This is a genomic window from Butyrivibrio sp. XPD2006 (assembly GCF_000420865.1).
In the GTDB taxonomy this organism is placed as follows: Bacteria; Bacillota; Clostridia; order Lachnospirales; family Lachnospiraceae; genus Butyrivibrio.
Genome location: NZ_ATVT01000020.1, coordinates 47031 through 53955, shown reverse-complemented (window position 1 = coordinate 53955; position 6925 = coordinate 47031). Strand labels below are relative to the sequence as shown.

Genomic DNA, 6925 nt, shown 5'->3' with positions numbered 1-6925 from the left:
CTTGTCCTGTACCTCTTGTTACATGTCATGGCACAGGAAGAGAGTCTTTTCATCTCCTTGTTGTAAAGCTGGTTGATCGACTTGATCACCCCTCCCTTTATCACAAATGGCCTTGCACCAAAAGTGTTTGCTACAGCGGCGATATTGTCTGTTCCGGGATCGATTGCCATTACTCTAATACCTTTCAAGTCTGATATACCTGAAAGGCCAGAGAGGATATCCTTATCGGCCATAGGGATTATCCCCTTGTCAGGGACCGAAAGGACCACATCCAGGACAAAGCTGTTTCCGCCGGGCTTTATACGTACTTCCTTAAGGCACACTTCTTCCGAGAGCTGGCCAAGAGACAGCTGATCCTTTGTACCGGGAAACTTAAGATACCCATCCTTGATCCTGCATATCTGATTAGTCAGAACAGCTGTCTTGAATGAGCCCTGTGACATATATCCCGGCATCTTTGGACGGCCTGTGAAAGCTACAGGATTTCTCCCATATGCTTTTACCGCTTCAAAGAATGACTTATAGTCCCTGAGAAGGAGTTTCAATATCTGCTGATTAGCCTGTGACGGAAGGGCATAGTATGCCTTATCCCTTGTAACCTTTAGCAGATGATCAAGGGCATTATATGAGAGCCACTTGCTGTCACCAAGATATTTAGTCCCCCATAGGCTATCCCTTACGAGCCTGTAAACCATCATCTGATTTGGGAAAAGAGGCTTGAACAAGGCCATTGAATCTACTGCAGACGAATACTGCCTTAAGATGAAATTTGCCCTGTTGTACAGAACAGCTGATGCTCTGCAGATATCCCTGCAGTAGTCATAGAGTATGTGGTTGTTGCTTATCCTGTATTGCCTTGTTCTGTACACGGTTGAAAATTCCTCATTAGTATTCTATATTTAGTATTATAGCACACTTTTAAGAAATAAGCAAACACATGTTCTCTTTAGCTACGGAGTAAATTTATGCAGAAATCAATAGTAGAATCAGATATCCTGAACGAGTACAGAAGAGGCTCACATTCAGTATACAAACTCACTTACCATGTGATTTTCGTAACTAAATACAGAAAGAAAGTGATCACGGATGAGATTGGTGATTTCATGAAGAATTATGCAGCTTACCTCTGCGGACGCATGAACAGTGAACTCATTTCAGCAGAGACAGATGTCGATCACATGCATCTGCTGATCTCCATGCCACCTGATGTTGCTCCTGTAAAACTCATCAACTCGTTAAAATCACAGCTGTCCAAAGAAGTGAGAAATACATATAGAACACACGTTGAGAAATACCTCTGGGGAGATTCACCCTTCTGGAGTGCAAGTTACTTTTGTGCAACTACAGGAAATGTTTCTCTTGATACTGTTAAGAAATACATTAAAGAACAACGAACAGAAGAACACAAACGCAAATACATTAAGACTGGGAAATACAAAAAGAAAAGCTAGTGCGATTCATCCCACAACCGATTTCATCGGAAGGGGTTTTCTCGCACGTTGTTATAATAATAAATACCTGCTACGGAATTTCAATTTTAGCAGCAATACTTGTAAGCGCTGTTATTTAACTCTGATAGTTATGGCCTTATTGACGACTTCGATCCTGCTCTCTTTATAAGCACCGCCGAACTCACCATCAAGAGTCCATTCGACATCATCCTCAGAATAGAAGTTAGCCCATTTTACCTGCTTAAATGTGATATATGGGTTACCTTCTTCTCTGGTGGCAAGAGCCGTAAGGATAGCATTGAATTCCGCAAGATTCTTGGGAGCCCTGATAAGCATGAGCTCCATCTTACCATCGTCCTGATGGATATCTGAATCCCCGAATAGATTCATACCTCCTACAGAAGCTGAATTACTCATGGCGCCAAAGAGATAGTCGCCCTCTTCGCTTATGCCCTCAGCCTCAACCTTCATGTGAGTGCTGTAGCCGATATTCTGTGGAAGCTCCGCTATGGCACTGATGACATAGGCAGCATATCCGAGAACGTTTTTCAGCTCCTGATCCGTTGCATAACTCACTTTGGAAAAAGCTCCGAAAGCAGCAACGTAATTGAAGTAGCGGTCATTTATCCTGCCTACATCATACGTATACTCTTTTCCCAAAACAGCAACGTCTATGGCCTTGGATCTCTGGGCCGGTATACCAAGTCCCTTGGCAAAATCATTGGTACTGCCCGCAGGCACATAAGCAAGGACAGGCTTTTTGTCCATGTCAATTATGGCGCTCATCACATGGTTAAGCGTACCGTCGCCACCACTGCACAGCACCATATCTATCTTGCCGTCATACTGCGAAAGAAGTATCTCCGAAGAGAGCTCGGTTCCCGGAATAATCGGGAAGACTATGGGCTCATATCCGTTCTCCGCCAGTTTTTTGACTATATCGTATGTATCATTGCCGGCTCTGCCCATTCCGGCAGATTTGTTGATTAAAACAAGCGCTCTTTTTCTCTTCATTTTCTCGTATAGATCCTGTAAGTGTAGGTTAGATCAAAGTATACCTGTTCATCACTCTCTTCTGTGAGTTCCCACTCCGGCATCTTGTCCAGATTGGGGAAGTATGCATCTGCCTCATATTCCTTGTCGATAAAGGTCACTATGCACTTGTCACAGTCATCAAGAAACTCCTTGTAAACACTCGCTCCACCGATGATAAATACATCATCGGGATTCTCGTCCTTGATGAGTTCCATGAGCTCTTCTCTGTTGTGTGCAACCTCTGCATTCCTCACCTCATAGTCGGGTTTGGTTGAGAGGATGATGTTTCTTCTCTTTGGCAGAACTATCTTCTGGGGGAAAGTCTCCAGTGTCTTTCTGCCGTAGATTATAGTTTTATCAAGGGTTCGTGCCCTGAAGTTATCCTTCTGATCTGCAGGGATGCTCACAAGAAGCTGTCCCTTATTTCCAATGGCCCAGTTGCTGTCCACTGCTACAATTGCCTGCATGTTTATGTCCTCCGTTGTTTATATAGCAATAGGAATATCCTTAAGCTGCTCACCGGCTACTTCGTAGTCCTCAAGCGATACATCGTTTCTTGTGAACTTGTAGAAGTCCTTGACGTCAGGATTTAAATGGAACTTCGGCGCCGGCATCGGTTTTCTCTCAATGAGCTCCTTAATAAGCGGAACATGCCTGTCGTAGATATGCGCATCAGCGATTACGTGTACAAGCTCTCCAACGTTCATGTCACATACCTGAGCAATCATGTGCACAAGAACCGCATACTGAACAACGTTCCAGTTATTGGCAGCAAGAACGTCCTGTGATCTCTGGTTTAAGATCGCATTAAGCGTAAGCTTGTCCTCTCCCTTCTTCTGAGTTACATTGTAGGTCACGCTGTAAGCGCATGGATACAGATGCATCTCATGAAGATCGGAAAAGACATATGTATTAGTCATGATACGTCTTGAGAACGGGTTGTTCTTGAGGTCATAGAGAACCCTGTCCATCTGGTCAAACTCACCCTCTTTGTAAAGGCTCTTTTGACCGATCTGATAACCGTAGGCCTTGCCGATGGATCCGGTCTCGTCAGCCCACTCGTCCCAGATGTGGCTGTTTAAGTCATTGATATTGTTGCTCTTTTGCTGGTAAATCCACAATATCTCATCGGTTGCACTCTTAAGTGCTGTCTTCCTCAGAGTCATTATGGGAAACTCCTTGGACAGATCGTACCTGTTAACAACTCCGAACTTCTTGATGGTATAAGCCGGTGTTCCGTCCGGCCAGTGTGGTCTTACCTTCTCCCCCTCGGTTGAGGTTCCGTTGTCCAGGATATCCCTGCACATGTCGATGAAAATCTCATCCGCTCTTGCCATAGTTACTCCTCCCTTTAATTTACAATGTCGCGATATACGCATGGCTTCATTGCATTCTCGCCATGCTACGTCCCTTCGGAAATCGAGATGCTCATCATATTCGCATCTCTTTTTTCCTCAGGTACGTTAGGGTCTATCATAAGCATAGCATTTTGTGCAAGCACAATGCTATGCTTACTCATCCCCTTTATCGCGACCACTTGTCGCAAAGTGAATTTATCTGATCTGCGAATTTTGCTTTGTCCTTGTTGGTCATTCCTTCTGCCTTCGCTATGATGCCCATAAGTCTTGCACCTGCTGCCTTGAGACGTGCATAAACATCGGAAACAAGCGTGGACTCTTTCTTCTTGACAGGTACGGGCAGACCTTCCTTGATGATCTGACCGGAAATGATATCGTACTCTGTTCCGCTGTAAGGTGCGTATGCATCGAACCCATGCTCATTGGCAAGGCACTTGGCAAATGAGCTGCAGACGCTGTCTTCACCATGTACAACAAATACCTTTTTGGGTCTCTTGGTGAAGCCCTCTATCCACTCAATAAGTCCGTTGTGATCGGCATGTCCCGAAAGGCCTTCGAGTTTGGCAATCTCTGCCTTGACATCAATGGTCTCACCAAAGAGCTTAACCTGTTCCGCTCCGTCTATGATAGCACGTCCGGTGGTTCCGACTGACTGATAACCAACGAAGAGTATTGTGCTCTCCTCTCTCCAGAGGTTGTGCTTGAGGTGATGTCTGATTCTTCCGGCATCACACATTCCGGCTGCCGAGATGATGACCTTGGGCTCAGGGTCCTCATTGATTGCCCTGGACTCCTCTGTTGTGATGGACAGATTAAGCCCCGGGAAAGTTATAGGATTTATGTGCTTTCTGATGAGCTCAAGCGCCTCATCATCGTAACAGTCATATTGATTTCTCTCGAATATCTCTGTTGCTTCTACCGCAAGAGGGCTGTCCACAAATACCTTGAAATCAGGTTTTGAAGTAACAAGCTGTCCCCTCTTTATAAGCCTTATAAAGTATAGCACCTCCTGGGTCCTGCCGATAGCAAATGAAGGAATAACAACGTTTCCTCCCCTTGCAAAGGTTCTATCCAGGATAGCCGCAAGCTCTTTTACATAATCGGGTCTCTCGCCCGGGTGGAGCCTGTCGCCGTAGGTTGACTCCATTACGACCACATCAGCCTCAGCAGTCTTCTGAGGGTCCTTGATCAGCGGCTGATTCTTGTTTCCTATATCTCCGGAAAAGACAAGTTTCTTCTCCACATTCTTTTCCTGAAGCCATACCTCTATGCTGGAAGAACCGAGCAGATGTCCGATGTCGGTAAATCTGATCTTAACTCCCTCACAGACCTCTATCTCCTTGCCATAGCTGCAGGGAACAAAGCATCTGATGGTGTTCTCTGCATCTTCCATGGTATAAGTCGGTTCAATTATATCGATTTCCTTAGTTCTTTTGCCCTTACGATTCCTCCACTCAGCCTCCTGCATCTGGATATGGGCACAGTCTCGCAGCATTATGTTACACAGTTCTGCTGTAGCTTCTGTTGAAAATATCTTGCCTCTGAATCCTTTGGCATATAAAAGAGGGAGATTTCCTGAGTGATCCACATGAGCATGTGTCAGGAATACGTAATCAATTTCCGGCGCAGACACGGGAAGCGGCACGTTTTCAAAGTAGTTCCTGCCCTGCTCCATTCCGTAATCAACTAAGATGTTCTTGCCTGCAGCTTCTATAAAATGACAGCTTCCGGTAACTTCATGGTCAGCACCAATAAACATCAGTTTCATAAGCACTGCCTCCTAAATCTTTATAGTATTGCTGTTCCAGATTCATTATACCATGAAACTTTCGTGTAAAAGGCATGGAAAAACCCCTGCAGATTTGATAAAATATAAAGGATTGTTTATTTTCAATTCAAATAAGGAGATTATGAAAATGTTTAGAACATACGGGAAAAGAGCTGTTGCAACTATTCTCAGTGCAGCAATGCTCGTAACAATGGCAGCCTGCGGATCAGATTCTGCAGACGTAGACAATGGGGAATCTTCCGGCGGAGTAAACTTTGAGTCAATCACAGATACCGCTACCGAGTCAACAACTACAGAAGAGGCGGCACCTGCAGATACCGATGAGCCCTATGTGCTTCCTGAGGGAATGTACTTCTCAGAGCTCACAGGAGAGCCCATCAGCGAAGATATCAAGGACCAGCGTCCTATCGCAGCAATGGTCGACAACGAGATCACTGCCCTTCCTCACTTTGATACAACTAAGGCCGATGTTGTTTATGAGATGATGAACAGCACCAAGAACGACAGGATCACAAGACTTATGTGTGTCGTTAAGGACTGGGGTTCAATCGAGCAGCTCGGAAGTATCCGAAGCACAAGACCTACAAACATCCTTCTGGCATCTGAGTGGAACGCAATCCTTTGCCACGACGGAGGTCCTTATCACAACGACGCTTACTTTGCAAAAGACTGGGCCAAGGATCATCTCTCAGGAGTATTCTCACGTGTAGACAACGGCAAGAGCAAAGAGTTCACAGAGTATATCCTCAGCGGAGATATGGAGTCAAATATTGAGAAATACAATATTTCTCCCACATACAACCAGTTTGCCAATGAAGGCAGCCACTTCAACTTTGTTGAGTATGGCAAAGAGATCAAGCTCGATGAGAAGTATGACAGATCTTACACAGCAAACGGTGTAGTTCTTCCTTTCACTCACAACTCATCCAAGCTTGTGTACAACTCAGAGACAGGTATGTACGAGTACTATGAGTACGGCGATCAGTACTTTGATGCATCCAATGAGAAGCCACTTACTTTCAAGAATGTAATCATTCAGAAATGCTCATTCAATCAGCTTGATGATAACGGATACCTTATCTACAACTGCATCGGCTCAGGCGAGTATGCATGGTACCTCACAAACGGTGTAGCCAAGGATTGCACATGGGCTAAGACAAGCGAGACAGGTGTAACCAAGTTCTATGACGAGAACGGTGAAGAGCTGCAGATCAACACAGGTAAGACATACATCGCTCTTGTACCTGACGATACTTGGGACAAGGTTATCTTCGAGTAATTTATTCTAGGAG

General features: G+C 45.0%; 6 protein-coding genes and 1 pseudogene. 2 read left to right on the top strand and 5 right to left on the bottom strand.

All coding sequences use genetic code 11. The features are described 5' to 3' along the window. Nucleotides 1-869 (bottom strand): annotated as a pseudogene (locus G590_RS0116995) (RNA-guided endonuclease InsQ/TnpB family protein); the annotation flags it as partial. Between the two features lie 96 nt (nt 870-965). Between G590_RS0116995 and tnpA the strand changes: the two are divergent. Next, nucleotides 966-1451, top strand: coding sequence for an IS200/IS605 family transposase (gene tnpA, locus G590_RS0116990; RefSeq protein ID WP_022766843.1), 486 nt, complete (start codon nt 966-968; stop codon nt 1449-1451). Between the two features lie 111 nt (nt 1452-1562). On the opposite strand, the gene G590_RS0116985 is transcribed toward tnpA, so the two are convergent. The 4 genes from G590_RS0116985 to G590_RS0116970 form a co-directional block, all read right to left on the bottom strand. Next, nucleotides 1563-2465: a diacylglycerol/lipid kinase family protein gene (locus G590_RS0116985; protein WP_022766842.1), complete on the bottom strand. Its 903-nt coding sequence runs from the start codon at nt 2463-2465 to the stop codon at nt 1563-1565. Then, nucleotides 2462-2953, bottom strand: coding sequence for a dihydrofolate reductase (locus tag G590_RS0116980; protein WP_022766841.1), 492 nt, complete (start codon nt 2951-2953; stop codon nt 2462-2464). Before G590_RS0116980 ends, G590_RS0116985 begins: the two co-directional genes overlap by 4 nt. 18 nt (nt 2954-2971) lie before the next feature. Next, nucleotides 2972-3823: a thymidylate synthase gene (gene thyA / locus G590_RS0116975; RefSeq protein ID WP_022766840.1), complete on the bottom strand. Its 852-nt coding sequence runs from the start codon at nt 3821-3823 to the stop codon at nt 2972-2974. Between the two features lie 187 nt (nt 3824-4010). Continuing rightward, nucleotides 4011-5612, bottom strand: coding sequence for an MBL fold metallo-hydrolase RNA specificity domain-containing protein (locus G590_RS0116970; protein ID WP_022766839.1), 1602 nt, complete (start codon nt 5610-5612; stop codon nt 4011-4013). A 148-nt stretch (nt 5613-5760) separates the two neighbouring features. Here G590_RS0116970 and G590_RS0116965 point away from each other — a divergent pair, with 148 nt between their 5' ends. Next, nucleotides 5761-6912, top strand: coding sequence for a DUF3048 domain-containing protein (locus G590_RS0116965; RefSeq protein WP_022766838.1), 1152 nt, complete (start codon nt 5761-5763; stop codon nt 6910-6912). Nucleotides 6913-6925: the final 13 nt, after the last annotated feature.

Bases quoted from the DNA above. Each gene is read 5' to 3' on its own strand.
- tnpA (WP_022766843.1), top strand. From the start codon at position 966: ATGCAGAAATCAATAGTAGAATCAGATATCCTGAACGAGTACAGAAGA.
- G590_RS0116985 (WP_022766842.1), bottom strand. From the start codon at position 2,465: ATGAAGAGAAAAAGAGCGCTTGTTTTAATCAACAAATCTGCCGGAATG.
- G590_RS0116980 (WP_022766841.1), bottom strand. From the start codon at position 2,953: ATGCAGGCAATTGTAGCAGTGGACAGCAACTGGGCCATTGGAAATAAG.
- thyA (WP_022766840.1), bottom strand. From the start codon at position 3,823: ATGGCAAGAGCGGATGAGATTTTCATCGACATGTGCAGGGATATCCTG.
- G590_RS0116970 (WP_022766839.1), bottom strand. From the start codon at position 5,612: ATGAAACTGATGTTTATTGGTGCTGACCATGAAGTTACCGGAAGCTGT.
- G590_RS0116965 (WP_022766838.1), top strand. From the start codon at position 5,761: ATGTTTAGAACATACGGGAAAAGAGCTGTTGCAACTATTCTCAGTGCA.